This window comes from Streptococcus australis, assembly GCF_003943615.1.
In the GTDB taxonomy this organism is placed as follows: Bacteria; Bacillota; Bacilli; order Lactobacillales; family Streptococcaceae; genus Streptococcus; species Streptococcus australis_C.
In genome coordinates this window covers 49340-74735 of the sequence record NZ_RJPZ01000004.1, presented here as the reverse complement: position 1 = coordinate 74735, position 25396 = coordinate 49340, and the positions used below count along the sequence as shown (strand labels likewise).

Here is a 25396-nt window from a genome sequence, read left to right as displayed (position 1 = left end):
TAGGAGGGAAGGATGTGCAGTATCATTAGGAAGTTACGGAAGGGATAGTTTCTTTTCTAGATGCTAAAAAACCATAGCTGAAAGAAGCTATGGCTGTGACCTTATCGAGGTTTTATTTCAATAACGCTCAGGTATAATAGTTGTTGGTTTAGAGAATACCCGTTAATTTTCGCCTTAATATGAACGTTTTGGTCTTCGGAAATATCGTTCCCATTGAATGGATTAAAAGCAGAATCTATCGATGGACGCACTTCAGTTAGTTTAAAATATGGGCTCGGATTTGCAATATCTTTTCCCATAAAGTCTCCTGAGTAGATGAGGATATCGAAATATGTATTTCGCCCTTCACTTGAAGCAATGTCAGCGATGTAGCCATCAAATTCCAACACTTGTCCTTTATATTTATTAACGAATTCGTTGATTTTATCTGGATCTTCAGTTTGTAGAATTGTTGCAAATTCTGTGTTGTTTTCAGCAGTGAGAATAGAAGGAGTACTAGGAGGAGCGCTAGAGGAACTACTAGCACTGGAAGAACTGGACAGCGTTTCTGAACTGCTTGTTTTGGAACTTTCTGAAGAGCTGCTATCAGTTTTTATACTAGATGATGTAGGATCAGTAGTTTGTTTCATGACTTTTGAACTATGGGTTGCTTGTTTGGCGGATTTTGATGTATCATCCTTAGGACCAAAGAGGATGAGTAAGCCTGTTATTACAATAAGGAAGATGGCACCAGCGATACTTCCAATAAGTTGTAGCTTTTTCAACTGATCTCGTTTCCGTATCTCCTCACTAGATAGTGGAGTGATAGAAACCTCGGCTTCTTTAGAAAATAATCCGAATATGCCTCCACTTCCTTCTTCAAGGATTTTGATTGTAGCATCTTCTTTTTTGACATTTAAATCTTTAAGACCTTTTGTAATAGCTTCTTCAATATCTTTCCCTTTATAAATCCCCATGATGATATCCTTAATTATTAATTTTATAATTATTTTACCTAGATTCAATCAAAAAGTAAACAATATTTTTAAAAAATTATGTAAAAAGTGTTGACAAAAACTTTTTTTGGGTTTATAATAATTTATGTAAACAAAAAGAGGTTGAGGAAATCTCAAAAGTTTACAGGATCAATAGTGGAAAGGAGATGGTAAGATGCTATTTCCAAAATATAGAAAACTAATTGATAAAAGAAGAAATACAAGATGCTAGCCCTTGAGGCTATTCATTTAAAATCAAAACAAAATTATGTAAACAGAATTAAAGTAGCCAATTCAGCTACTCATTTTCAAGAACAAATTAAAATTATGTAAATTAGAGGTAAACAATATGAATAACAACTTTAACAATATGGATGATCTTTTCAATCAACTAATGGGAAATATGGGTGGTTTTCGTTCTGAAAGCCGTCGCTACATGATCAATGGTCGTGAAGTAACACCTGAAGAATTCGCTATTTACCGTCAAACGGGTCAACTTCCAACCGAAGGAAGTGGGCCAGTGCAACAGCAACAAGGCAAAGGCATGAAACAAGATGGGATCCTTGCGAAGCTCGGCCGCAACTTGACTGAAGAAGCCCGTGAAGGAAAATTGGATCCAGTTATCGGACGCAACAAAGAAATTCAAGAAACTGCTGAAATCTTGTCTCGTCGTACCAAGAATAACCCTGTCCTTGTAGGGGATGCAGGTGTTGGTAAGACAGCTGTTGTAGAAGGCTTGGCCCAAGCTATCGTGAATGGTGACGTTCCAGCAGCCATCAAGAACAAAGAAATTATTTCGATCGATATTTCTGGTCTAGAAGCTGGTACGCAATACCGTGGTAGCTTCGAAGAAAATATTCAAAACTTGGTCAACGAAGTTAAAGAAGCTGGAAACATTATCCTCTTCTTTGATGAAATCCATCAAATCCTTGGTGCGGGTAGCACAGGGGATGGGCAAGGATCTAAAGGTCTTGCGGATATCTTGAAACCAGCTCTTTCACGTGGTGAATTGACCGTGATTGGGGCAACCACTCAAGACGAATACCGCAACACCATCTTGAAGAACGCTGCCCTTGCCCGTCGTTTCAACGAAGTCAAGGTCAATGCTCCATCTGCTGAAGATACTTTCAAGATCCTCCAAGGAATCCGTGACCTTTATGAAAAACACCACAATGTTGTCTTGCCAGATGAAGTCTTGAAAGCAGCAGTTGATTATTCTGTTCAATACATTCCACAACGTAGCTTGCCTGATAAGGCAATCGACTTGGTCGACGTGACAGCTGCTCACTTGGCGGCTCAACACCCAGTAACAGATGTACATGCAGTTGAGCACGAAATCCAAGCGGAAAAAAACAAACAAGAAGAAGCTGCAGCTAAAGAAGACTATGAAGCAGCCCTTAATGCTAAGATTCGTATCGAAGAACTGGAAAAACAAATTGCTAACCATACGGAAGACCATAAAGTAACAGCAACGATCAACGATGTGGCTGAATCAGTAGAACGGATGACAGGTATTCCAGTATCTCAAATGGGTGCAACTGATATCGAACGTTTGAAAGATATGGGTCACCGTTTGCAAACCAAAGTTATCGGTCAAGACAAGGCCGTTGAAGCTGTTGCAAAAGCCATTCGTCGGAACCGTGCAGGCTTTGACGAAGGCAATCGTCCAATCGGTAGCTTCCTCTTTGTAGGACCTACTGGTGTCGGTAAGACTGAGTTGGCTAAACAATTGGCCCTTGATATGTTCGGTACCAAAGATGCCATCATCCGTTTGGACATGTCAGAATACAGTGATCGTACAGCCGTTTCTAAATTAATTGGTACCACTGCTGGTTATGTTGGTTACGATGATAACAACAATACCTTGACAGAACGTGTTCGTCGCAATCCTTACTCTATCGTCCTTCTTGATGAGATTGAAAAGGCGGATCCTCAAGTGATCACTTTACTCCTTCAAGTCTTGGATGATGGTCGTTTGACAGATGGTCAAGGAAACACCGTTAACTTCAAGAATACGGTCATTATCGCTACTTCAAACGCTGGCTTTGGTTATGAAGCTAACTTGACAGAAGATGCGGACAAACCAGAACTCATGGATCGTTTGAAACCATTCTTCCGTCCAGAATTCCTCAACCGCTTCAATGCTGTGATTGAGTTCTCGCACTTGAGCAAGGAAGATCTTTCTAAGATTGTTGACTTGATGTTAGCAGAAGTGAACAAGACGCTTGCTAAGAAAAACATTGATTTGACAGTTACCGATGCAGCTAAAGAATACATGACCGAAGAAGGTTACGATGAAGTCATGGGTGTTCGTCCACTCCGTCGGGTTGTTGAACAACAAATCCGTGATAAGGTGACAGACTTCCACTTGGATCACCTTGACGCAAAACACTTGTTGGCAGATATGGAAGATGGAGAATTGGTTATTAAAGAGAATGGAACCTCAGAAGAATAACCGGGACATCTAGCACCATAAACGAGAGAAAATCAGTTGAAAAAGAAGGCTAGGAAGAAATTCGTAGCCTTTTTTATGTCAACAAAAGAAAAATATATGAGGTATAGTTTTATCGTTTTTTTTCCCAGAAAGTGAAAAATGATAAAAAATAGGTATGATTTTTCATAAATTGGTGCAAAAAACAGTATGAAAATGCCTTAGAAAGCGTCTGTAAGCAAGATTTTCTTATAAATGAACAAATAAATTATATAATATATAAAAGACTAAATTTAAGGGGATAGGATGATTTTATGAAAAATCCAATTGATATTTATTCGACAAAAGATTATAAGAAAGTTGAAGCTGTCGTTCAATTGATGGTGGATGGAAAGGTGACAAGTTATAGAGTAGCGACTGAGACAGATATTAGCAAGATGAGTCTAGCTACCTTGACAAAAGGAACCAGTAAAATTAAAAACATTACCTACCAAACAGCCATGTTGTTGATTGAATGGTATGATAAAAATCATGAAAAATATGGAATCACAATTGATTAGCAAAAACCTATTTTTTATGGTTTTTTCTTTTTCTAAAAAAAGGAATCACTAGGAAAGCTGTCTGGATCGAATAGTGAGTAGACCATCTCCATCTACCGACTTATTTTTTGAAAATCAGGGGTTCATATTGAAAATCCCTATAAAATTTGCTATAGTAGAGCATATATGATTTAAAAAGGAGAAATGGTATGCAAAGTGGTACAACCTTGCTATTTATGCTTGCGCTAATGGTCGGAATGATGTTCTTCATGAGCCGTAGCCAAAAGAAACAATACCAAAAACGGATGGAAAGCTTGAACAAGCTTCAAAAAGGGTATGAAGTGATTACCATCGGTGGTTTGTATGGAACAGTTGATGAAGTAGATACTGAACGGAAAACCGTTGTCTTGGATGTGGATGGCGTATATCTCACATTTGAATTGACAGCTATTAAAACAGTTTTGCCAGTTTCAGAAGGAGTGACAGCTAGTGCAGTTGAAGGCGCTGGCGAATCAGATTCTATCATCGACGGTGAATAATAAGAAGGAGCGATCAAAAGGTCGCTTTTTTCATTTTTAGCTAGATCCCCCTAGAAAAGGGATAAGACTGCCATTTTAAGCGGATTTATGATATAATGAAGCGATAAAAACAGTGAAATAGGTAGAAAAACATGTTTCGTTTTAAAAAGAAAGAAAAGTTAAGTGTTCCCCTAGAAGTGCCCAAGCATATTGGAATTATCATGGATGGGAATGGTCGTTGGGCCAAAAAACGGATGCAACCTCGTGTCTTTGGGCATAAAGCTGGTATGGAGGCTTTGCAAGAAGTAACCATTGCAGCCAAGGAGATGGGTGTGCAGGCCCTAACGGTCTATGCTTTCTCAACTGAAAACTGGACACGTCCTCAACAGGAAGTGAGCTTTATCATGAATCTTCCAGTTGAATTCTATGACCGCTTTGTTCCAGAGCTTCACAAAAATAATGTGAAGATCCAGATGATTGGCGAGGTTTCCCGTCTTCCGAAGGAAACCTTGGAGGCTCTGGAAAAGGCAGAGGCCTTAACACGCTCCAATACAGGCTTGATATTGAATTTCGCCTTGAACTATGGAGGACGGGCAGAACTGACCCAAGCAGTCAAACAAATTGCCCAGGAAGTCCTAGATGCGCGCTTGAATCCAGGCGATATTTCAGAAGAGATGATTGCCAATTATTTGTATACCAATAGTCTACCCAAGGACTTACGAGATCCTGACCTGATTATTCGGACCAGTGGGGAGCTTCGCTTGAGTAACTTTTTGCCTTGGCAAGCGGCCTATAGTGAGCTTTACTTTACCGATGTGATGTGGCCGGATTTTGGAGAAAAGGCCTTGCATGATGCAATAGAAGAATACAGCCATCGTCATCGACGCTTTGGTGGTGTATAGGAGAGAAATATATGAGAAAAGATTTACAGAAGCGAGTTATTTTTGGAGGAATCGCCTTAGCTTTCTTTATTCCAGTCGTCCTTATTGGAGGAGTTGTTTTTCAGATTGTAGTGGGACTCATCGCTATGTTGGGTGTTCATGAATTGCTGAAGATGAAAGGCTTGCAGACCGAAACCATCGAAGGAGCCTTGGCTATGCTAGCAGCTCTTGTGTTGGCTCTGCCATTAGAGAGTTACCTCCCTTTCTTGCCAGCAGGTGGCAATTTCATCGCCTACGGCCTTTTGGTCTTATTATTGATGGGGACAACTGTCTTGGCGCAAGGCTATACCTATGACGAGGTTGTCTATCCGATTGCTTCTAGCTTTTATGTTGGTTTTGGCTTCCATGCCTTGATTCAAGCTCGCTTAGCAGGTGTGGATAAAATTCTTTTGGCTCTCTTTATTGTTTGGGCAACGGATTCAGGGGCCTATTTCATTGGGAGCCAGTTCGGTAAGAAAAAACTCTTGCCAAGAGTATCGCCCAATAAGACTGTTGAAGGAAGTCTAGGTGGGATAGCTTGTGCTGTCGTCGTGACACTGATCTTTATGATACTAGATCGTACTGTTGCAGGATCTTACGGTTGGGTGACCATGATTCTCTTTACTATTCTTTTCAGTATAGCAGCTCAGTTTGGTGACTTAGTTGAAAGTGCCATCAAGCGCCATTTTGGAGTGAAAGACTCTGGCCGTTTTATTCCTGGCCACGGTGGTGTCTTAGATCGATTTGATAGCTTGATTTTTGTCTTCCCACTGATGCTATTCTTCGGTCTGTTTTAAACAGAAATCATCCAATCATCAGATAAAACGAAGGAGCGTGTATGCAATTTATTGCCTTTATTATCATTTTTGGCGTCATTGTCCTGGTGCATGAGTTCGGTCATTTCTATTTTGCAAAAAAATCAGGCATCCTAGTCCGCGAGTTTGCGATTGGGATGGGGCCGAAGATTTTTGCCCATGTAGGCAAGGACGGAACAGCCTATACTATTCGAATCCTTCCATTGGGGGGCTATGTCCGAATGGCAGGTTGGGGCGAAGACACGACAGAGATTAAGACAGGAACTCCTGTCAGTCTGACTTTGAACCCTGAGGGAACAGTTGTTCGGATTAACCTTTCTGGAAAAAATATCGACCAGACAGCTCTTCCCATGAATGTCACAGATTTTGATTTTGAGGATAAACTTCAAATTACAGGAATCGTTATCGAAGAGACCAAAACTTATCCTGTCCACCATGATGCAACAATCGTTGAGGAAGATGGGACAGAAGTACGGATTGCTCCTCTGGATGTGCAGTATCAAAACGCTAGTATCTGGGGACGCCTGATGACCAACTTTGCTGGTCCAATGAACAACTTTATCTTAAGTATTGTCGTGTACTCTCTCCTTGCCTTTATGCAGGGAGGTGCAGTGGACTACTATAGCAACCATGTTCAGGTCGTTCCCCAAGGAGTGGTGGCTAAGGCTGGCTTGAAAGACAATGACCAGATCGTTCAAATCAATGAATACAAGGTCTCCAACTGGGATGAGTTGACAGATTCTGTCCAGAAGGCGACCCGTAACAAAGGAAAAAATCCAGAAGTAACGATTACCTATGAACGAGACGGGAAAACTCAAAAAGTGACGGTTCAACCAGAAGAAGATGGGGGACGGTATTATATCGGTGTGACCAATGCTGTCAAGACAGGCTTCCTAGATAAGCTTTTCTCAGGTGTGACAGATACTTGGTACACAGCAACTCGTATTTTGACGGCCTTGAAGGATATCATCTTCCACTTTAGTTTGAACAAGTTGGGTGGTCCGGTAGCGATCTACAAAGCTAGTTCGCAAGCTGCGGAGCTAGGACTTCCAGCGATCCTATCCTTGATGGCCATGCTGTCTATTAATATCGGAATCTTTAACTTGATTCCTATTCCGGCTTTGGATGGTGGGAAAATCTTGATCAATCTGATCGAGCTTGTTCGTAGAAAACCTCTTAAACAGGAGGTAGAAACCTACTTGACCCTTGCTGGAGTGGCGGTCATGGTTATCCTGATGATTGCCGTGACTTGGAACGATATCATGAAATTATTTTTGAAATAGAAAAGGAATGAATCTGAATGAAACAAAGTAAAATGCTTATTCCAACACTTCGCGAAATGCCAAGTGATGCCCAGGTCATCAGCCACGCTTTGATGCTCCGTGCTGGTTATGTTCGTCAAGTATCAGCAGGTGTTTACTCTTACCTACCACTTGCCAACCGTGTAATCGAAAAAGCTAAGAAGATCATGCGTCAGGAATTTGATAAGATTGGTGCCGTTGAGATGTTGGCTCCGGCCCTTCTCAGCGCTGACCTTTGGCGCGAATCTGGCCGTTATGAAACTTACGGGGAAGACTTGTACAAATTGAAAAATCGTGAGAAGTCAGATTTTATCTTGGGGCCAACTCACGAAGAAACTTTCACAGCTATTGTCCGTGATTCTGTTAAGTCTTACAAGCAATTACCACTGAATCTCTACCAAATCCAACCCAAGTACCGTGATGAAAAACGTCCTCGTAATGGACTTCTTCGTACTCGTGAGTTCATCATGAAAGATGGTTACAGCTTCCACGCTAACTACGATAGCTTGGATGTGACCTATGATGAGTACAAGGCAGCCTATGAGCGTATCTTCACTCGCAGTGGTTTGGACTTCAAAGCCATCATCGGTGACGGTGGAGCCATGGGTGGTAAGGATAGCCAAGAGTTTATGGCCATCACTCCTTCACGAACAGACCTTGACCGTTGGGTGGTCTTAGACAAGTCAGTCGCATCATTTGACGAGATTCCTGCAGAAGTGCAAGAAGAAATTAAGGCAGAATTACTGAAATGGATGGTTTCTGGTGAAGATACGATTGCCTACTCAAGTGAGTCAAGCTATGCAGCTAACTTGGAAATGGCGACAAACGCCTACAAACCAAGCAACCGTGTTGTGACGGAAGAAGAAGTTGCTCGTGTGGAAACACCAGGTGTCAAATCAATTGATGAAGTAGCTGCCTTCTTGAATATCTCTGAAGACCAAACAATCAAGACCTTGGTTTATATTGCAGACCAAGAGCCAGTTGTAGCTCTATTGGTTGGCAACGACCAACTCAATGAAGTCAAGTTAAAAAACCACCTTGGAGCAGATTTCTTGGAACCTGCAACAGAGGCAGAAGTGAAAGAATTGTTGGGAGCTGACTTTGGTTCTCTTGGTCCAGTCAATCTTCCAGAAACTGTCAAAATTATTGCAGATCGCAAAGTGCAAGATAGCCGCAATGCTGTTGTGGGTGCTAACCAAGATGGCTACCACTTGACGGGTGTGAATCCAGGCCGTGACTTTACTGCCGAATATGTGGATATCCGTGAAGTGCGTGAGGGTGAAATCTCTCCAGATGGACAAGGTGTGCTCAACTTTGCGCGTGGGATCGAGATTGGTCACATCTTCAAACTCGGTACTCGCTACTCTGCAAGTATGGGTGCAGATGTCTTGGATGAAAATGGCCGTGCTGTGCCAATCATCATGGGCTGCTATGGTATCGGTGTGAGTCGTCTCCTTTCAGCAGTCTTGGAACAACACGCTCGCCTCTTCGTTAATAAGACACCAAAAGGTGAATACCGTTACGCTTGGGGAATCAACTTCCCTAAAGAATTGGCGCCGTTTGATGTGCATTTGATTCCAGTAAATGTCAAAGACGAAGCCTCTCTTGAATTGACTAGCAAGATCGAAGACCAATTGGTCAAGGCCGGCTACGAAGTCTTGGTGGATGACCGTAACGAACGTGCAGGTGTTAAATTTAGCGATAGTGACTTGATTGGTTTGCCAATCCGCATCACTGTTGGGAAGAAAGCAGCTGACGGTATCGTAGAAGTGAAAATCAAAGCTTCAGGAGACACGATTGAAGTGCATGCAGACAACCTGCTTGAAACCCTTTCAATTTTAAATAAATAAGCAATAGTAGAAGGTTAGGATGCTCAACACCCTAGCCTTCTTTTTTGTAAGCTGAGCCAGCTAGACGAAAGGACCTTCTGACAGTCGAAAAGTTAGGCGAAATATGATAAAATAAAGGCTAGTAATTCGTCAGGGAGAAATCATGTCAACTAGCTTTGAAATCTTAATGAATCAGTTAGGGATGCCTTTGGAAATGCGTGAATCAGGCGCTTTTGAAGGGGCTGAAATCCAAGAGGTCATCGTCCATAAGCTCAGTCGTGTTTGGGAATTTCGTTTTGTTTTTGCCGAAATTCTTCCCATCACGATTTTTCAGGAGCTCAAAAACCGCTTGGCTGAGGAGTTTTCAAAGACAGGCAATCGAGCGGTGTTTGAGATTCAGGTAAAGAATCCAACTTTTAGTGAGGACCTCTTGCAAGCCTATTACCAGGAAGCTTTTGAAGATGGTCCCTGTGCGAGCCAAGGCTTTAAGAGCATGTATCAACACTTGCAGGTTCGTGCACAGGGAGAAGAGTTGATCATTAGTGGCCCTTCATCTGTGGATACGGAGCATCACCGGAAAAACCATCTGCCAAATCTTGCTAGTCAATTGACCAAGTTTGGTTTTCCTCATTTTCAGTGTCGGGTAGAAGCTGATGACCAGTTGACAGAAGAACTCCAACAGGCCTTCGAAGCTGAGAAGGATCAAATCTTCCAAGCAGCCAACGAAGAAACTTTGCGGGCTATGGAGTCCTTGTCTCAAATGGCCCCACCGCCAGCAGAGGAAAAACCAGCCTTTGATTTCAAAGCCAAAAAGGCTGCGGCCAAGCCTAAGCTGGATAAGGCAGAGATCACTCCTATGATTGATATCACGACAGAAGAGAATCGCATTGTTTTTGAAGGGGTCGTCTTTGATGTCGAGCAAAAGGTAACTCGGACAGGTCGAGTCTTGATCAATTTCAAGATGACCGACTATACCTCCAGTTTTTCGCTCCAGAAATGGGCTAAAAATGAAGAAGAAGCTCAGAAGTTTGATATGATCAAGAAAAACTCTTGGTTACGGGTTCGTGGGAATATCGAGGTCAATAACTTTACACGAGATTTGACCATGAATGTTCAAGATGTTCAAGAAGTGGTCCACTATGAGCGCAAGGATCTGATGCCAGAAGGCGAGCATCGGGTCGAGTTCCATGCCCATACCAATATGTCGACCATGGATGCCCTACCTGAGGTAGAGGAGTTGGTCGCAAAAGCTGCCAAATGGGGCCACAAGGCAGTTGCTATTACCGATCATGGCAATGTGCAGTCCTTCCCTCATGGTTACAAGGCAGCTAAAAAAGCTGGTATCCAACTCATCTATGGGATGGAAGCCAATATCGTTGAAGACCGCGTGCCGATTACCTACAATGAAGTTGATCTAGATCTTCACGAAGCAACCTATGTGGTTTTTGACGTGGAAACGACAGGACTCTCAGCGATTTACAATGATCTGATTCAGGTTGCCGCTTCTAAAATGCACAAGGGCAACATCATTGCTGAATTTGATGAGTTTATCAATCCAGGCCACCCCATTTCCGCCTTTACAACGGATCTGACAGGGATTACTGATGACCATGTTCGCAATGCCAAACCTTTGAAACAGGTCTTGGAGGAGTTCCAGGAATTCTGCAAGGATGCGGTTCTGGTTGCCCACAATGCCACTTTTGACGTGGGCTTCATGAATGCCAACTATGAGCGTCATGGCCTTCCTAAAATCACTCAGCCAATAATTGATACGTTAGAGTTCGCTCGGAACCTTTATCCTGAGTACAAGCGTCATGGTTTGGGACCCTTGACCAAGCGCTTTGGGGTTGCTTTGGAACATCACCATATGGCCAACTATGATGCAGAAGCGACGGGCCGTCTGCTCTTTATCTTTATCAAGGATGTAGCAGAAAAGCATGGCGTGACCAATCTGGCCAAGCTGAATTTGGATTTGATTAGTCCGGATTCCTACAAAAAGGCTCGGGTCAAACACGCAACCATCTATGTCAAGAACCAGACCGGCTTGAAAAACATGTTCAAACTGGTCTCCCTTTCCAATACCCAATATTTTGAGGGAGTTCCTCGGATTCCGCGGACAGTTTTAGATGCCCATCGGGAAGGTTTGATTTTAGGATCAGCTTGTTCTGAAGGAGAAGTCTTTGACGCGGTCGTCTCTCAAGGAGTTGACGCGGCAGTGGAAGTGGCCAAGTATTATGACTTTATCGAGGTCATGCCTCCAGCCATTTATGCGCCCCTCATTGCTAAAGAGCAGGTCAAAGATATGGATGAGCTCCAGACCATCATCAAGAGCTTGATTGAGGTGGGAGATCGCCTTGGCAAGCCAGTCCTGGCGACAGGGAATGTCCACTATCTAGAGCCTGAGGAAGAGATCTATCGGGAAATCATTGTCCGTAGTCTCGGGCAAGGGGCCATGATTAACCGGACCATTGGCCATGGAGAAAATGCCCAACCAGCACCCCTACCAAAAGCCCATTTCCGTACAACCAATGAAATGCTGGATGAATTTGCCTTTCTGGGGGAAGACTTAGCACGAAAACTGGTCATTGAAAACACCAATGCTCTGGCAGAAATTTTTGAACCTGTCGAAGTGGTCAAGGGTGACCTCTATACCCCATTTATCGACAAGGCCGAAGAAACGGTTGCCGAATTGACCTATCAGAAGGCCTTTGAAATCTATGGGAATCCGCTACCTGATATTGTTGATTTGCGGATTGAAAAAGAACTGACCTCTATTTTGGGGAATGGATTCGCCGTGATTTATCTGGCTTCACAGATGCTAGTGCATCGTTCCAACGAACGAGGCTACTTGGTTGGTTCGCGTGGGTCTGTTGGATCCAGTTTCGTTGCGACCATGATTGGGATCACCGAGGTTAATCCTCTTTCTCCTCACTATGTCTGTGGGCAGTGTCAGTACAGTGAGTTTATCACAGATGGTTCTTACGGTTCAGGATTTGATATGCCCAATAAGGACTGTCCAAACTGTGGTCACGAACTTAGCAAAAATGGCCAAGACATTCCTTTCGAGACCTTCCTTGGTTTTGATGGGGACAAGGTACCCGATATTGATTTGAACTTCTCAGGGGAGGACCAGCCGAGTGCCCACTTGGATGTTCGCGATATCTTCGGAGAAGAATATGCCTTCCGTGCAGGAACGGTAGGTACGGTGGCTGCCAAGACAGCCTATGGGTTTGTTAAAGGCTATGAGCGGGACTACGGCAAGTATTACCGGGATGCAGAGGTGGAACGCCTAGCGCAAGGAGCTGCTGGGGTTAAACGGACGACCGGTCAGCACCCAGGGGGAATCGTTGTTATTCCAAACTATATGGATGTCTATGACTTCACCCCTGTGCAGTACCCAGCAGATGATGTGACAGCTGAATGGCAGACCACTCACTTTAACTTCCACGATATCGATGAGAACGTCCTCAAGCTTGATGTCCTGGGACACGATGATCCGACCATGATTCGCAAGCTCCAGGACTTGTCGGGCATTGATCCAAACGATATTCCTATGGATGATCCAGGTGTCATGGCCCTCTTCTCAGGAACCGATATCTTAGGAGTCACACCGGAGCAAATCGGTACCTCGACTGGTATGCTGGGAATTCCAGAGTTTGGAACCAACTTTGTTCGAGGCATGGTCGATGAGACTCATCCGACGACCTTTGCCGAGTTGCTTCAGCTTTCTGGTCTGTCTCACGGTACCGACGTATGGTTGGGAAATGCCCAAGACTTGATCAAGGCGGGTATTGCTGACCTATCAACCGTTATCGGATGTCGAGATGACATCATGGTTTACCTCATGCACGCTGGCCTAGATCCAAAAATGGCCTTTACCATCATGGAGCGGGTGCGGAAAGGGATGTGGCTCAAGATTCCTGAAGAAGAGCGCAATGGTTATATTGAGGCCATGAAGGCTAACAATGTACCGGAATGGTACATCGAATCTTGTGGGAAAATCAAGTACATGTTCCCCAAAGCCCATGCGGCAGCCTACGTTATGATGGCCTTGCGGGTGGCTTACTTTAAGGTTCATCATCCTCTCTACTATTACTGTGCTTACTTCTCAATCCGTGCCAAGGCCTTTGATATCAAGACCATGGGCGCAGGACTAGAAGCCGTGAAAGCGCGGATGAAGGAGATTGCTGAAAAACGCAAGAACAACGAAGCTTCCAACGTAGAAATTGACCTTTACACGACGCTTGAAATTGTCAATGAGATGTGGGAGCGAGGTTTCAAGTTTGGCAAGCTAGATCTCTATCGTAGTGATGCGACGGAATTCATCATCGATGGAGATACCCTTATTCCACCATTTGTCGCCATGGATGGATTGGGAGAAAACGTAGCCAAGCAGATTGTGCGAGCTCGCAAAGAAGGAGAATTCCTCTCTAAAACAGAGTTGCGCAAACGTGGCGGTGTCTCCTCAACCTTGGTAGAAAAGATGGATGAGATGGGCATTCTTGGCAATATGCCTGAGGATAACCAGCTCAGTCTCTTTGATGATTTGTTTTGATGGAGACGAAACGTTTACAAAAGTTGATGAAGTTTTGTCTCATGAAAACTTAACAGTAAAACCAATAGTAGGCTATTGTATATCTAATGAATTTACAATAGCCTTATTTTTTGTTATAATAATCAATAGAAAGAAGGTGAGAATATGTCTAAGACGAGTATGAGTATTCGTTTGGATAGTGAGGTTAAGGAACAGGCTCAACAGGTTTTTAATCATTTAGGGATGGATATGACAACAGCCATCAACATTTTTCTCCGTCAGGCTATTCAATATCAGGGCTTACCTTTTGATGTTAGAATAGACGATAATCGGAAATTGTTTCAAGTAGTAACGGATGTAGATCAAAATCGGAATATGAGTCGGTCTTTTGAATCTGTCTCAGACTTGATGGAGGACTTGCGTGCTTAAGATTCGCTATCATAAACAGTTTAAAAAAGATTTTAAGTTGGCAATGAGGCGTGGATTGAAAGCAAATTTGTTAGAAGAAGTCTTGCATTTTCTGATTCAAGAAAAAGAACTTCCTGTCAGATATCGTGACCATCAACTGACCAACTCCAAGCATTTTCAAGGTGTTCGTGAGTGTCATATCCAGCCGGATTGGCTTTTGGTGTATAAAGTGGACAAGGATGAATTGATTTTAAACTTGCTGAGGACAGGAAGTCATAGTGATTTGTTTTGATGGATTCAAGGATCCTCGCTCGTTTTGAGGTTGGCTAATGATAGAAAAGAAAAAAAGAGCAACACCCTGGAAGTCAGGGAAAGTCATTTCCATTCGCCTACGGAATGGCGTCTATGTCTTAGCGCAAATGGTCCGAGAGCCCTATCTGGTATTTTTTAACCATTTTAAGGAGGAAAATAGTTGGAAGGGAGTGACCTTGAAAGAGGAGAATATTCTCTTTTGTAAAGCAGTCACTCGTCAGTTTCTACGCTATAGTCCTGTAACGATTGTCAAAGATCTTGAGCCTCTGTTAGATTATCGGCTACCTAAAGAATGGATTTACAGCCATATGGGAGGGCATCCGATTACGGTTTCGGTGAAGGGACGGGAGCGCCAAGTAGCTGGTTTTGGCCAACGGCTTTCCTTAGTTCAGGCGGATAAGGAAAGTGGCCTACCAGAGGATAATCCTCTAATGGGACTCTTCCAAGCCTATATCTTACCAGATATCCAAGAGCAAGATTGGGAGCGGGTAGGTCAGGCTGAGCTCATGTCCATCGAAGTCTTTCCGACGCTCAATGAACGTCTTTATCTCTGCTTTCTCCATGGGAAAAATGTGAATCCAGAGCTAGATATCTCTTTGGGAAAGCCCCTGCCTGATGATTATGAAACCTATATCGATATTCTTACCAACAGCCCAGAGGCAAGACGCCTCTATCTAGGTGAGGAGGATGACTAAGAAAGGAATGGAACGATGAGAGTAAAAATTTTTGCAGAAGACAAACCTGCTCAAAAAACATTTAGCTATCAATTAGAGCTAGATACCGATACAATTTTAAAAGTCACTGGCTTGGTCTGCTCCACTGTCGTGGTAGCAAATCTCTTGTCACTCTTAAAGGATTAATATAGAAAAGGATTGAAAAATGGTTTTACCAAATTTTAAAGAAAACTTAGAAAAATATGCTAAATTGTTGGTTGCGAACGGAGTTAACGTGCAGCCTGGCCATACCTTGGCTTTGAACATCGATGTGGAACAAAGAGAATTAGCCCACTTGATTGTGAAGGAAGCCTATGCCTTGGGGGCGCACGAAGTCATTGTCCAATGGGCGGATGACTTCACTAATCGGGAAAAATTCCTCCATGCCCCGATGGATCGCTTGGACAATGTACCTGACTACAAGATTGCAGAGATGAACTACCTCTTGGACCACAAGGCGAGTCGCTTGGGTGTTCGCTCGTCTGACCCAGGTGCCTTAAATGGTGTCGATGCAGAGAAGCTTTCTGCCTCTGCTAAGGCTTTGGGCATGGCCATGAAACCCATGCGCATCGCCACTCAGTCTAATAAGGTCAGCTGGACAGTTGCTGCTGCAGCAGGGTTAGAATGGGCGAAGAAGGTCTTCCCAAATGCGGCTAGCGATGAAGAAGCAGTGGATCTCCTGTGGGATCAAATCTTCAAGACCTGCCGGGTTTACGAAGAAGATCCAGTCAAGGCTTGGGAAGAGCATGCTGCTATTCTCAAGAGCAAGGCAGATACACTTAACAAAGAGCAATTCTCAGCCCTTCATTACACAGCGCCTGGAACAGATTTGACCCTTGGTTTACCGAAAAACCACGTTTGGGAATCAGCCGGAGCTATTAATGCCCAAGGCGAAGGATTCTTGCCAAATATGCCGACAGAAGAGGTCTTCACAGCTCCTGACTTCCGTCGCGCAGAAGGTTATGTAACTTCTACAAAACCGCTTAGCTACAATGGGAATATCATCGAAGGGATCAAAGTGACCTTTGAAAATGGAGAAATTGTAGATATTACAGCTGAAAAAGGCGATCAAGTCATGAAAGATTTAGTCTTCAAAAACAAGGGAGCGCGTGCTTTGGGTGAATGTGCCCTCGTACCAGACCCAAGTCCGATTTCCCAATCAGGCATTACTTTCTTTAACACTCTCTTTGACGAAAATGCCTCTAACCACTTGGCCATCGGGGCAGCCTATGCAACTAGTGTAGAAGGTGGTGCAGAGTTTACAGAAGAAGAACTCGAAGCAGCAGGACTTAACCGCTCAGACGTCCACGTCGACTTCATGATCGGCTCAAGTCAAATGGATATCGACGGCATCCGAGAAGACGGCACCCGCGTCCCAGTATTCCGCAACGGAGATTGGGCAATATAGGGAGCAGGACAGAAATCGGTAGACGCAGTCTCGATTTCGTAGTCCTGCCCCCGCACAGTTGATTAGGAAGTACAAGTACCGTAGGTAGGAGTAGTTCCAATCAACCACTGCGCCGAGAGACAGAAATCGGTGGACGCAGTCTCGATTTCGTAGTCCTGCCCCCGCCCAGTTGATTAGGAAGTACAAGTACCGTAGGTAGGAGTAGTTCCAATCAACCACTGCGCCGAGAGACAGAAATCGGTGGACGCAGTCTTGATTTCTTCCTCGCTTTTTTGGATTCAAGGCTCGGGCAAAAAAGGTCCACAGGACCTTTTTAGTACCCCCGCCCAGTTTCTTAGGCAGGTCCTTGTTCCGCAATTCCTATCCGCCACCTCAAAACAGTGTTTTGAGCAATCAACCACTGTGCCGAGAGACAGAAATCAGTAGACGCAGTCTCGATTTCTTCCTCGCTTTTTGGATTTAAGGCTCGGGCAAAAAAGGTCCACAGGACCTTTTTAGTGCCCCTACACAGTTGCTTAGGAAGGGCCTTGCTTGGAGCCATCTTAGGAGCGACAGGTATGAGTCTCAAAGGAAGGGAAGAAGAGTAATCAGCCCCCCGACTGAACTAAGTTTTTCTAGTTTTCCAGAGATGGAAAAGGAAAGACTTAGTTCTTTTTTGTCCTAAAAACTGTACCCAGACAGTTGTCGTTTTTCTGCCTTGTTCCGCTTGGATGAACTTGATAAAATAAAAACATGACACGATATAAAGCAACTATTTCTTACGATGGAACTCTATTTGCAGGTTTCCAACGACAACCGCATTCGCGTAGTGTGCAAGAAGAAATCGAGAAGACCTTGATGCGTCTGAATCAAGGAAATCCTGTGACCATTCACGGAGCGGGACGGACGGATGCAGGTGTCCATGCCCTTGGCCAGGTCATCCATTTTGATCTCCCCCAGCCACGGGATGAGGAAAAGCTCCGCTTTGCCCTCGATACCCAAACTCCAGAGGATATTGACTTTATCCGGGTGGAGCAAGTACCTGATGACTTCCATTCACGCTACCAGAAGCATAGCAAGACCTACGAATTCATCGTGGATTATGGTCGCCCCAAGAATCCCATGATGCGCCACTATGCAACCCACTATCCTTACCCCTTGGATGTGGCCAAGATGCAAGAAGCCATCCAAAAGTTGGAGGGGACCCACGATTTCACTGGCTTCACAGCTTCGGGAACCAGTGTGGAAGACAAGGTGCGTACGATTACAGAGGCCCGCTTGGTCGAGGATGCGGCAAATCATTGCCTTCTCTTTACCTTTTCGGGCAATGGCTTTCTCTACAAACAGATCCGCAATATGGTGGGGACCTTGCTAAAGATTGGCAATGGACGAATGCCGGTTGAGCAAATTGACTTGATTTTAGAAAAAAAGGACCGCAATCTAGCAGGTCCAACAGCAGCGCCAAATGGCTTATATTTAAAGGAGATCCGTTATGAGTAATGAATTGATTCTAGCTATTTCAGGAAATGATATTTTTAGTGGGGGAGGCCTTCATGCCGACCTTGCGACCTATACAACCAACAAGCAGCATGGTTTTGTAGCAGTAACTTGTTTGACAGCCATGACCGAGCATGGTTTTGAAGTCATTCCGGTGGATCCGACGACCTTTGCCCAACAGCTCAACTCTCTCAAGGATGTTCCTTTTTCCGCAATTAAACTCGGCCTCTTGCCAAATGTTGAAGTGGCAGACCTGGCCTTGGACTACGTAAAGGCTCATGCGGATATCCCTGTCGTCTTAGACCCTGTCTTGGTCTGCAAGGAGACCCATGATGTGGAAGTGTCAGCCCTTCGAGATGAATTGATCAAATTCTTCCCTTCTGTGACCATCATCACACCAAACTTACCAGAGGCTGAGATCTTGACCCAAAGCAAAATTCAATCTCTCGATGATATGAAGGAGGTTGCTCGTAAGCTCCATGAATTGGGAGCAGCCAATGTCGTGGTCAAAGGGGGCAATCGTCTCAACCAAGAAAAAGCCATCGATGTCTTTTATGACGGAAAGGACTTTACGGTCTTCGAAGAAGCCGTCCTAGAAAAGAATAATACAGGAGCGGGTTGTACTTTTGCTTCTAGCATTTCCAGCCAATTGGTTCAAGGGAAAACTCCTCTTGAAGCTGTCAAAGCCTCTAAAGACTTCGTCTACCAAGCCATTCAAAAATCAGATCAATATGGAGTAGTTCAATATGACCAATAAACGTACCCAAGTAATCGCCCGCTTAGCCATTTTATCTGCCTTGACGGTAGTGCTAGGCTATTATACCAAGTTGCCAACTCCTACCGGGATGGTGACCTTGCTGGATCTAGGTGTATACTTCACCGCCTTTTATTTGGGGCGCAAAGAAGGAGCAGTGGTTGGTGGTCTTGGCGCCTTTCTCTTAGACCTCGTCTCCGGTTATCCTCAATGGATGTTCTTTAGTCTTCTTTTCCACGGAGCTCAAGGCTACTTTGCTGGCTTTAAAGGAAAAGCCCGCTACATCGGTCTGTTACTTGCTACTGTCATCATGGTAGGTGGCTATGCACTAGCTTCAGCGCTCTTTTTAGGAAACAACTGGGGGCCAGCCTTAGCGGAGATTCCTCATAATTTGGTTCAAAACTTCGTTGGTATGGCTCTAGGATATGCTCTTTATCATTTCTTACCAAAGAAGGGAAATTAGAAGATGGAGTTGGAGCAATTAAAAAGAGAAACCCAGGAAATCTTGCTGGATCTTTTATCTAAGTCTAATCTGCGTCAGGGGCAAATCCTCGTGTTAGGCCTGTCAACCAGTGAAGTCGCTGGCGCAAGTATCGGTAAGAACTCAAGTTTAGAGATTGGGCAAGCCGTTGTGAAAACCATCCTGGATACCCTAACTCCCAAAGGGATTTATTTAGCGGTTCAAGGATGTGAGCACCTTAACCGAGCTCTGGTGGTCGAACGTGAACTAGCAGAAAAGAAAGACTTAGAAATCGTCAATGTACTACCGAGCCTCCATGCGGGTGGTGCCGGTCAGTTGGCAGCTTTCAGTTATATGAAAGACCCAGTCGAAGTTGAATTTATTACAGCTCAGGCTGGCTTGGATATTGGAGATACCTCTATCGGGATGCATGTCAAGCATGTGCAAGTACCCGTTCGCCCTGTCTTGAAAGAACTGGGTGGCGCCCATGTGACGGCTCTAGCCAGTCGTCCGAAGTTAATCGGTGGGGCGCGTGCTTCTTACCAAGAAGATCCGCTTCGAAAATCTTAATAAGAAGGAAACTAGTTTAAGACATGGACTAGTTTTTTTGTTTCGGGACCAATTTTGAGAGAGGAAAGGGATTTGAAATCTATTGGTCTGCAGAAACCACTATAAAAAAGCTTAAAAAAGAAGCAGTTTCCACAAAACCAGAATGCCCAAAAACTTGCATTTTCGAAGTTTTATGGTAAAATTATTAGGAATGACTATATTATTTTAAGGAGAGACAGAATGTCTGTATCATTTGAAAACAAAGAAACAAACCGCGGTGTATTGACTTTCACTATTAGTCAAGAACAAATTAAACCAGCTTTAGATCGCGTGTTTGAATCTGTTAAGAAAAACTTGAACGTACCAGGATTCCGTAAAGGTCACCTTCCACGTCCAATCTTCAACCAACGTTTTGGTGAAGAATCACTTTATCAAGATGCTTTGAACGATCTTCTTCCAGCAGCTTATGAGGCAGCAGTAAAAGAAGCAGGTCTTGAAGTTGTTGCTCAACCAACTTTTGACGTTGTATCAATGGAAAAAGGTCAAGATTGGACTTTGACAGCAAATGTTGTTACAAAACCAGAAGTAAAATTGGGTGCTTACAAAGACCTTGAAGTATCTGTAGAAGTTTCTAAAGAAGTAACAGATGAAGATGTAGATGCACGTATCGAACGCGAACGCAACAACTTGGCTGAATTGGTCATCAAAGAAGGACCAGCAGCTGAAGGTGATACAGTTGTGATCGACTTTGTAGGTTCTGTTGACGGTGTTGAGTTTGACGGAGGAAAAGGAGATAACTTCTCGCTTGGACTTGGTTCAGGTCAATTCATCCCAGGTTTTGAAGACCAATTGGTTGGACACTCTGCTGGTGAAACAGTTGATGTGATCGTAACTTTCCCAGAAGACTACCAAGCAACTGACCTTGCAGGTAAAGAAGCGAAATTCGTGACAACTATCCACGAAGTAAAAGCAAAAGAAGTACCAGCTCTTGACGATGAATTGGCAAAAGACATCGATGAAGAAGTTGAAACTCTCGCTGAATTGAAAGAAAAATACCGCAAAGAGTTGGCTGAAGCAAAAGAAGAAGCTTACAAAGATGCAGTTGAATCAGCAGCAATTGATCTCGCGGTAGAAAATGCAGAAATCGTTGACCTTCCAGAAGAAATGATCCACGAAGAAGTACACCGTGCTGTTAATGAATTCCTTGGAAACATGCAACGTCAAGGAATCTCTCCAGACATGTACTTCCAAATCACTGGAACAACTCAAGAAGATCTTCACAAACAATATGAAGCAGACGCAGCAGCACGTACTAAGACAAACCTTGTCGTAGAAGCGGTTGCCAAAGCAGAAGGCTTCGAAGCAACTGACGAAGAAGTAACTGCAGAAATCGAACAATTGGCAGCAGATTACAACATGCCAGTTGAACAAGTCCGCAGCTTGCTTTCACCAGAAATGTTGAAACATGATATCGCTGTGAAGAAAGCTGTTGAAGTGATCACAAGCACTGCGAAAGTAAAATAAAAAAGATGATCTTCCATCTTTATGGAAACCAATCATAAGAGGAAAAGCTGAGGCCATGTGTCCCGGCTTTTCTCTTCTTATTGGCGCGGAATTTTCCTTTGACGAAAGGGGAAAATTATCGTACAATAGAGTGTAACGATAAATGATGTATTCTAGGGGTATCCTCTTTTTTAATGAAAAAGAGTGCTACCTTGAGATAAAAATGAAGGAGATCTACCTTGGAATTAGAAGTATTTGCTGGACAAGAAAAAAGTGAACTTTCAATGATTGAAGTAGCCCGTGCCATTTTGGAGTCACGTGGCCGTGATCATGAAATGTATTTTAATGACCTGGTCAATGAAATTCAAAACTACCTCGAAAAATCAAACAGTGAAATTCGTGAAGCTCTTCCATTGTTCTATACGGAATTGAATGTGGATGGAAGCTTTATCCCACTAGGAGATAACAAATGGGGACTTCGCTCATGGTATGCCATCGATGAGGTAGATGAAGAAATCATCGCTCTTGAAGAAACAGATGAAGACGAAGAGCCTAAGAAACGTAAGAAAAAACGTGTCAACGCCTTTATGGATGGAGATGAAGACGCGATTGATTACAATGCGGATGATCCAGAAGACGAAGATGTCTATGAAGCAGATCCAGCGCTTACTTACGATGATGAAAACCCAGAAGATGAGAAGGATGAAGTGGAAGCGTATGACGCTGAAATTAATGAAATCTCACCAGATGAGTTGGATGTGGAAGTTGAGTTAACTGACGAAGAAGACGAAGAAGAGTCTTACGAAGAAGAAGAATAATCCAAAAAAGAGGCTGGGACAAAAGTCCTAGCCTCTTTATTTTCTTTGGATTGTCGAGCAGGACGCAGTGGTTGAGTGGGCTCTACTACACTGATTTCATCGGCTTTTACAGCCCTACTCAACTATCCCACTCTCTTTTCTTTACTTGAAGGATGGTTCAAAGAGGAGTATAATGAGGGTGTAAGCCTAACCTAGCGCAGAAGGAGGAAGGAAATATGGACTGGATACTGAATCAAAGTTTGGTGGATTTAGGGATTGAGACGGTAGTGATTGGAGTGGCAAAACAGGTGAATCCACAAGCTCCCTTATCTGCAGAATTTTTAGCTAAAAAGAAGGAGATGGAAGCTTGGGCTTTAAATTGCGATCTCAGCTCGGTGAAAGAGGAGCCGGTTGTACAAGGCTACCTTGACTTATTGAAGGATGTGGGGCGTAGTGTTAAGAAGAACCCACCGACTATTCTTGCTTTGATTAAGAATATTCAAAGTCGTGGCTTCCTTCCTACGATTAATAGTGTGATTGATATCTATAATGTCGAATGCCTCAGTTCCTTTTTAGCCATCGGAGGGCATGATTTAGATAAGATCCAGGGGCCAATCGAATTTACGATTAGCCAAAGAGAGGATAGCTTTTTGCCCATCTTATCAACCGAAAAGCATGTTAGTGAAAGCGATCCGGTCTACCGAGATCAACAAGGTATTATGGCCTGGCTAGATGTGAGAGATGGTGAACGCTACAAGATGGAGGAGACTACCCGTAATGTCCTCTTTATCATACAGGGGAATCGAGCGACCTCTGTAGAGATGCGCTTGGAAGCACTCGATCGGATCAGAGAAGATTTGATCTCATGCATGCCTGATTTAGAATTTGAAAAGTTTCTGGTTACCCCCAGTGAGACAATTCCAGTCCCTTAAAGGAGTCTTTCAGTAAGGAGGATTTGTCAGCATCTAAACAGGAGAGAGAAGTGAAGGTGCCAATGATCTTCCTAACCTGTAAAAAAGTTTGAAAAAAATCTTGACAAGAAAGTAGAAGATTGATATACTAGTAAGGTACTCAATCGCGGGGATGGCGGAATTGGCAGACGCGCAGGACTAAGGATCCTGTGACCGCTTTAGGTCGTGAGGGTTCAAGTCCCTCTCTCCGCATCGGATTATCGAGATAGCTTCGGCTATCTTTTTTCTTGTTCATTTAGCAGAAAGACAGCTTGAAAAGAGAAGAAAACGCTTTAAAGGTTCAGGAAAAGCTAGCATTTTCAATGAAAAAGTGATAAAATAAACAATGTAAGTGGTTTAACCACAAAAAATTAGAGGAGGCCTACTACTAATGGCAATCGTTTCAGCAGAAAAATTTGTCCAAGCAGCTCGTGACAATGGTTACGCAGTTGGTGGATTTAACACAAACAACCTTGAGTGGACTCAAGCTATCTTGCGTGCAGCAGAAGCTAAAAAAGCTCCAGTTTTGATCCAAACTTCTATGGGTGCTGCTAAATACATGGGTGGTTACAAAGTAGCTCGCAACATGATCGCTAACCTTGTTGAAGCAATGGGTATCACTGTACCAGTTGCAATCCACTTGGACCATGGTCACTACGAAGATGCTCTTGAGTGTATCGAAGTTGGCTACACTTCAATCATGTTTGACGGATCACACCTTCCAGTTGAAGAAAACCTTAAATTGGCGAAAGAAGTTGTAGAAAAAGCTCACGCTAAAGGTATCTCAGTTGAGGCTGAAGTTGGTACAATCGGTGGTGAAGAAGACGGTATCGTTGGTAAAGGTGAATTGGCACCAATCGAAGATGCTAAAGCAATGGTTGCTACAGGAATCGACTTCTTGGCAGCAGGTATTGGTAACATCCACGGTCCATACCCAGCAAACTGGGAAGGTCTTGACCTTGACCACTTGAAGAAATTGACAGAAGCTCTTCCAGGATTCCCAATCGTATTGCACGGTGGTTCAGGTATCCCTGATGACCAAATCCAAGAAGCTATCAAACTTGGTGTTGCGAAAGTTAACGTTAACACTGAGTGCCAAATCGCATTCGCTAACGCAACTCGTCAATTCGTACGTGAATACGATGCAAACGAAGCAGAATACGATAAGAAGAAACTCTTCGACCCACGTAAATTCTTGAAACCAGGATTCGAAGCAATCACAGCTTCAGTTGAAGAACGTATCGACGTATTCGGTTCAGAAAACAAAGCTTAATTTCGCTTGAAACGATATTAACCAGAGGTTTATCCGTACGGATAAGCCTTTTTGATTTCTCTTTTTTGGAAAAATGTTTGTTTCAAACAAATAATGATTGCGATTCTGACAGTTTAAGGTTATAATAAACAAAAACGAAGCAAGTAGGTAGGAAATGAAGAAACAGGAAAGACTGAATGAGATTATCAATCTAGTTAATAAGGCTGGAACCGTTTACGTTCAAGATATAATGGAAAGTATGCAGGTGTCGGATATGACGGTCCGTCGTGATTTGATTGAACTGGAAAAACAGGGGCTGATTATTCGGGTTCGAAACGGAGCTAAAAGTAACCAATTCCTCCCTTCACGAGAACTTCCTCATGAAGAGAAGTTGCTCAAGAATATACTGGCTAAGCGTGAGGTAGCGAAGAAAGCTTGCGAACTGATAAAAGAAGGTGAGAGTATCTTCCTTGGACCTGGGACCTCTGTTGAAGTTCTTTCCGAAGCTATTAATAATAAGGAATTGCGCGTGGTGACCAACTGTCTGCCGATTTTCCAAGAGTTGTTAAAGAAGAAAAGTGATACCTTTAAGGTAATCCTCTTGGGAGGGGAGCTACGAGAAACCAGCCAAGCTTTTGTCGGCGAGATAACGAACACTCTCATGGAAAGAATGTACTTCCACAAGATGTTTTTTAGTGGGAATGGCATTGTGGATGGGCGCGTTCTGACCTCTTCTTTTGAAGAAGCCTATACGCAAAAGTTGGCCTTAGAACGTTCTTCCGAAGCCTACCTACTGATTGATTCCTCCAAGATTGGCAAGGAAGACTTTACCTCTATCTGTTCCTTAAAAAAAGTGACGGCAGTGATAACGGACGATGCATCTGAGAAAGCACATGAAGAATTAGAGGAATATACACGTGTGATTGTATAAATAATAAATTGAAAAGAGAGAG

Annotated in this window: 23 protein-coding genes and 1 tRNA gene; 23 read left to right on the top strand and 1 reads right to left on the bottom strand. The window is 43.6% G+C overall.

The genetic code is table 11. The features are described from left to right. Positions 1-101: 101 nt before the first annotated feature. The gene (locus tag D8785_RS05700; protein WP_125374773.1) at positions 102-956 is read right to left on the bottom strand and encodes a DUF4839 domain-containing protein; all 855 of its coding nucleotides are present in this window, start codon (positions 954-956) and stop codon (positions 102-104) included. A gap of 367 nt (positions 957-1323) precedes the next feature. On the opposite strand from D8785_RS05700, the gene D8785_RS05695 reads away from it, so the two are divergent. The 23 genes from D8785_RS05695 to D8785_RS05590 all read left to right on the top strand — a co-directional run bounded on the left by D8785_RS05695 (position 1324) and on the right by D8785_RS05590 (position 25374). After that, complete coding sequence (locus D8785_RS05695; RefSeq protein WP_125374772.1) at positions 1324-3429, top strand: ATP-dependent Clp protease ATP-binding subunit; 2106 nt, start codon at positions 1324-1326, stop codon at positions 3427-3429. Positions 3430-3719: 290 nt separating this feature from the next. Beyond that, entirely contained in the window at positions 3720-3965 is a 246-nt protein-coding gene (locus tag D8785_RS05690; RefSeq protein WP_023022151.1) for a hypothetical protein, read from the top strand. 188 nt (positions 3966-4153) lie between these two features. Then, positions 4154-4483 (top strand): preprotein translocase subunit YajC, encoded by a 330-nt coding sequence (gene yajC, locus D8785_RS05685; protein WP_023027643.1) that lies wholly within the window; start codon positions 4154-4156, stop codon positions 4481-4483. Between the two features lie 131 nt (positions 4484-4614). Next, on the top strand, positions 4615-5364 hold the full coding sequence (locus D8785_RS05680) for an isoprenyl transferase (protein ID WP_125374771.1): 750 nt from the start codon (positions 4615-4617) through the stop codon (positions 5362-5364). Positions 5365-5375: 11 nt separating this feature from the next. Further along, complete coding sequence (locus tag D8785_RS05675) at positions 5376-6179, top strand: phosphatidate cytidylyltransferase (protein ID WP_023022154.1); 804 nt, start codon at positions 5376-5378, stop codon at positions 6177-6179. A 41-nt stretch (positions 6180-6220) separates the two neighbouring features. Next, positions 6221-7480: an RIP metalloprotease RseP gene (gene rseP, locus D8785_RS05670; protein WP_125374770.1), complete on the top strand. Its 1260-nt coding sequence runs from the start codon at positions 6221-6223 to the stop codon at positions 7478-7480. Positions 7481-7497: 17 nt separating this feature from the next. Further along, positions 7498-9348 (top strand): proline--tRNA ligase, encoded by a 1851-nt coding sequence (locus tag D8785_RS05665; protein WP_125374769.1) that lies wholly within the window; start codon positions 7498-7500, stop codon positions 9346-9348. A gap of 142 nt (positions 9349-9490) precedes the next feature. After that, positions 9491-13882, top strand: a complete 4392-nt coding sequence (locus D8785_RS05660) for a PolC-type DNA polymerase III (protein ID WP_125374768.1) — start codon at positions 9491-9493, stop codon at positions 13880-13882. A 144-nt stretch (positions 13883-14026) separates the two neighbouring features. Continuing rightward, positions 14027-14290, top strand: a complete 264-nt coding sequence (locus D8785_RS05655; RefSeq protein WP_125374767.1) for a type II toxin-antitoxin system RelB/DinJ family antitoxin — start codon at positions 14027-14029, stop codon at positions 14288-14290. Continuing rightward, positions 14283-14561, top strand: coding sequence for a type II toxin-antitoxin system RelE/ParE family toxin (locus tag D8785_RS05650; RefSeq protein WP_125374766.1), 279 nt, complete (start codon positions 14283-14285; stop codon positions 14559-14561). The genes D8785_RS05655 and D8785_RS05650 overlap by 8 nt, the downstream gene beginning before the upstream one ends. Positions 14562-14598: 37 nt before the next feature. Then, positions 14599-15276 carry a hypothetical protein gene (locus D8785_RS05645; RefSeq protein WP_125374765.1) on the top strand — a complete coding sequence of 226 codons (678 nt, stop codon included), beginning with the start codon at positions 14599-14601 and terminating at the stop codon, positions 15274-15276. A gap of 15 nt (positions 15277-15291) precedes the next feature. Next, positions 15292-15441 carry a hypothetical protein gene (locus tag D8785_RS09745; RefSeq protein WP_023022162.1) on the top strand — a complete coding sequence of 50 codons (150 nt, stop codon included), beginning with the start codon at positions 15292-15294 and terminating at the stop codon, positions 15439-15441. A gap of 19 nt (positions 15442-15460) precedes the next feature. Next, positions 15461-16702 carry an aminopeptidase gene (locus tag D8785_RS05640; RefSeq protein ID WP_125374764.1) on the top strand — a complete coding sequence of 414 codons (1242 nt, stop codon included), beginning with the start codon at positions 15461-15463 and terminating at the stop codon, positions 16700-16702. Between the two features lie 732 nt (positions 16703-17434). Further along, a complete protein-coding gene (truA, locus tag D8785_RS05635; RefSeq protein ID WP_125374763.1) occupies positions 17435-18181 on the top strand; it encodes a tRNA pseudouridine(38-40) synthase TruA in 747 nt (248 codons plus the stop codon). Beyond that, positions 18174-18935: a bifunctional hydroxymethylpyrimidine kinase/phosphomethylpyrimidine kinase gene (locus tag D8785_RS05630; RefSeq protein ID WP_125374762.1), complete on the top strand. Its 762-nt coding sequence runs from the start codon at positions 18174-18176 to the stop codon at positions 18933-18935. Before truA ends, D8785_RS05630 begins: the two co-directional genes overlap by 8 nt. Then, positions 18925-19395, top strand: coding sequence for an ECF transporter S component (locus D8785_RS05625; RefSeq protein WP_023022167.1), 471 nt, complete (start codon positions 18925-18927; stop codon positions 19393-19395). Before D8785_RS05630 ends, D8785_RS05625 begins: the two co-directional genes overlap by 11 nt. Positions 19396-19398: 3 nt before the next feature. After that, a complete protein-coding gene (locus tag D8785_RS05620) occupies positions 19399-19962 on the top strand; it encodes a TIGR01440 family protein (RefSeq protein WP_125374761.1) in 564 nt (187 codons plus the stop codon). Between the two features lie 219 nt (positions 19963-20181). Further along, positions 20182-21465, top strand: coding sequence for a trigger factor (tig, locus tag D8785_RS05615; protein WP_125374760.1), 1284 nt, complete (start codon positions 20182-20184; stop codon positions 21463-21465). Positions 21466-21683: 218 nt separating this feature from the next. Continuing rightward, a complete protein-coding gene (gene rpoE / locus D8785_RS05610) occupies positions 21684-22262 on the top strand; it encodes a DNA-directed RNA polymerase subunit delta (RefSeq protein WP_023022170.1) in 579 nt (192 codons plus the stop codon). 215 nt (positions 22263-22477) lie between these two features. Continuing rightward, positions 22478-23173, top strand: a complete 696-nt coding sequence (locus D8785_RS05605) for a B3/B4 domain-containing protein (RefSeq protein WP_125374759.1) — start codon at positions 22478-22480, stop codon at positions 23171-23173. Positions 23174-23318: 145 nt separating this feature from the next. Continuing rightward, positions 23319-23404 (top strand) — tRNA-Leu (locus D8785_RS05600). A 178-nt stretch (positions 23405-23582) separates the two neighbouring features. Continuing rightward, positions 23583-24464 (top strand): class II fructose-bisphosphate aldolase, encoded by an 882-nt coding sequence (locus tag D8785_RS05595; RefSeq protein WP_023027660.1) that lies wholly within the window; start codon positions 23583-23585, stop codon positions 24462-24464. Between the two features lie 154 nt (positions 24465-24618). Beyond that, positions 24619-25374 (top strand): DeoR/GlpR family DNA-binding transcription regulator, encoded by a 756-nt coding sequence (locus tag D8785_RS05590; protein WP_023027661.1) that lies wholly within the window; start codon positions 24619-24621, stop codon positions 25372-25374. Positions 25375-25396 lie beyond the last annotated feature (22 nt).

Excerpts from the sequence above, each read along its gene's own strand:
- D8785_RS05700 (WP_125374773.1), bottom strand. The coding sequence starts at position 956 with ATGGGGATTTATAAAGGGAAAGATATTGAAGAAGCTATTACAAAAGGT.
- D8785_RS05695 (WP_125374772.1), top strand. The coding sequence starts at position 1,324 with ATGAATAACAACTTTAACAATATGGATGATCTTTTCAATCAACTAATG.
- D8785_RS05690 (WP_023022151.1), top strand. The coding sequence starts at position 3,720 with ATGAAAAATCCAATTGATATTTATTCGACAAAAGATTATAAGAAAGTT.
- yajC (WP_023027643.1), top strand. The coding sequence starts at position 4,154 with ATGCAAAGTGGTACAACCTTGCTATTTATGCTTGCGCTAATGGTCGGA.
- D8785_RS05680 (WP_125374771.1), top strand. The coding sequence starts at position 4,615 with ATGTTTCGTTTTAAAAAGAAAGAAAAGTTAAGTGTTCCCCTAGAAGTG.
- D8785_RS05675 (WP_023022154.1), top strand. The coding sequence starts at position 5,376 with ATGAGAAAAGATTTACAGAAGCGAGTTATTTTTGGAGGAATCGCCTTA.
- rseP (WP_125374770.1), top strand. The coding sequence starts at position 6,221 with ATGCAATTTATTGCCTTTATTATCATTTTTGGCGTCATTGTCCTGGTG.
- D8785_RS05665 (WP_125374769.1), top strand. The coding sequence starts at position 7,498 with ATGAAACAAAGTAAAATGCTTATTCCAACACTTCGCGAAATGCCAAGT.
- D8785_RS05660 (WP_125374768.1), top strand. The coding sequence starts at position 9,491 with ATGTCAACTAGCTTTGAAATCTTAATGAATCAGTTAGGGATGCCTTTG.
- D8785_RS05655 (WP_125374767.1), top strand. The coding sequence starts at position 14,027 with ATGTCTAAGACGAGTATGAGTATTCGTTTGGATAGTGAGGTTAAGGAA.
- D8785_RS05645 (WP_125374765.1), top strand. The coding sequence starts at position 14,599 with ATGATAGAAAAGAAAAAAAGAGCAACACCCTGGAAGTCAGGGAAAGTC.
- D8785_RS09745 (WP_023022162.1), top strand. The coding sequence starts at position 15,292 with ATGAGAGTAAAAATTTTTGCAGAAGACAAACCTGCTCAAAAAACATTT.
- D8785_RS05640 (WP_125374764.1), top strand. The coding sequence starts at position 15,461 with ATGGTTTTACCAAATTTTAAAGAAAACTTAGAAAAATATGCTAAATTG.
- truA (WP_125374763.1), top strand. The coding sequence starts at position 17,435 with ATGACACGATATAAAGCAACTATTTCTTACGATGGAACTCTATTTGCA.
- D8785_RS05630 (WP_125374762.1), top strand. The coding sequence starts at position 18,174 with ATGAGTAATGAATTGATTCTAGCTATTTCAGGAAATGATATTTTTAGT.
- D8785_RS05625 (WP_023022167.1), top strand. The coding sequence starts at position 18,925 with ATGACCAATAAACGTACCCAAGTAATCGCCCGCTTAGCCATTTTATCT.
- D8785_RS05620 (WP_125374761.1), top strand. The coding sequence starts at position 19,399 with ATGGAGTTGGAGCAATTAAAAAGAGAAACCCAGGAAATCTTGCTGGAT.
- tig (WP_125374760.1), top strand. The coding sequence starts at position 20,182 with ATGTCTGTATCATTTGAAAACAAAGAAACAAACCGCGGTGTATTGACT.
- D8785_RS05605 (WP_125374759.1), top strand. The coding sequence starts at position 22,478 with ATGGACTGGATACTGAATCAAAGTTTGGTGGATTTAGGGATTGAGACG.
- D8785_RS05595 (WP_023027660.1), top strand. The coding sequence starts at position 23,583 with ATGGCAATCGTTTCAGCAGAAAAATTTGTCCAAGCAGCTCGTGACAAT.
- D8785_RS05590 (WP_023027661.1), top strand. The coding sequence starts at position 24,619 with ATGAAGAAACAGGAAAGACTGAATGAGATTATCAATCTAGTTAATAAG.